This is a genomic window from Neptunitalea chrysea (assembly GCF_027924145.1).
Classification (GTDB): domain Bacteria; phylum Bacteroidota; class Bacteroidia; order Flavobacteriales; family Flavobacteriaceae; genus Neptunitalea; species Neptunitalea chrysea.
On record NZ_BRVP01000063.1, the window covers coordinates 1 to 1,170 of the forward strand.

A 1,170-nucleotide genomic window follows, 5' to 3' on the forward strand; every position below is an offset into this window, starting at 1 on the left:
GATATTTTTGACAAATAAACAGTTCTAATTAGGGGAAGCCTACACCTACAACAAAGTATAAAATTAATGGCTGGTTTTAGCCTACTTGGAAAATTCCTGCGGAATTTTCCGCTGGCAAGTATTTGTTTACTAAATTAGATGCTTAAACGCGCCACTAATATTATACGTAAACGTTGTAGTTAATTATTTACTAACTCAAAATAAAGAAAATGAAAAAAACATTATTTACAGGCATACTTCTATGTATTATAAACATCACAGCAACAGCTCAATTAAGATATTTTGAGTTTAGAGTACCATACGATTCTACATTCACATCATTTATAGTCGCAACTTCAGATTCTGTGGTTATAGATGAAGTCCTTAATGATCTTACACTTCCTATTAATAATAGAAGATTTATTAGTGGCGGAATTACTAATGGGCATGGAGGCTTTAATTACGATGGGACTAATTGGCATTCATGGCATTTTATTCCAAATCAATGGCAGTTAACGGCTGCCGCCATTGAATTCTGTGATGGAATTACAGCATTAATTGGTACTCATCCAGCCATTATAGCTGGAGGTCAATTGCAATTTTGCCCTTGGTCTTCTTACCCTTATCAAGAAGTTACTGCCCCTGTTTTGGGAATAGAATCAAATGATTACATAAAGGATATTAAGATTTATCCTAATCCAGCAACAAGTACAATATTTGTTGATTGGGTTGATTTGTCAAGTGATGCCCTAATTAAGATAGAAATTTATAATCCTATTGGTCAATTAGTTTTAGAAACGAGTTTGACCCAAAACAACAATCAGATTGATATTAGTCACCTAAGCAATAATGTATATTTTATGAATATTATAGGGCGAGGAAAGAGATTGGCAATTGAGAAAATAATCATTAACTAACTACAACAAAGTATAAAAATAATAAGGGTTAAGCACCAAACCCAAAGTTGGTGCATATTAAGAAAGTCCGCCAAATTTACAATTTGACGTTAAAAGAAAATTAACGGTAAAATTGTAAATTTGGCTAAGTGCTAAATCGAAAAGTAAGTAGATTTTAACCCCTTACTATTCTTATACAAACCGTCAGACTGTCTCAAAACCTAGGATATTTCAAGATGATTTTTTATCTTGAAGTATGGAATACTTAAAAGGAGATGTAGGAGATGTAGGGAGA

Annotated in this window: 1 protein-coding gene; it reads left to right on the plus strand. The window is 32.6% G+C overall.

The features are described from left to right. Positions 1-209: 209 nt before the first annotated feature. Entirely contained in the window at positions 210-896 is a 687-nt protein-coding gene (locus NBRC110019_RS16690) for a T9SS type A sorting domain-containing protein (RefSeq protein ID WP_281756603.1), read from the plus strand. The last annotated feature ends 274 nt before the right edge of the window (positions 897-1,170 follow it).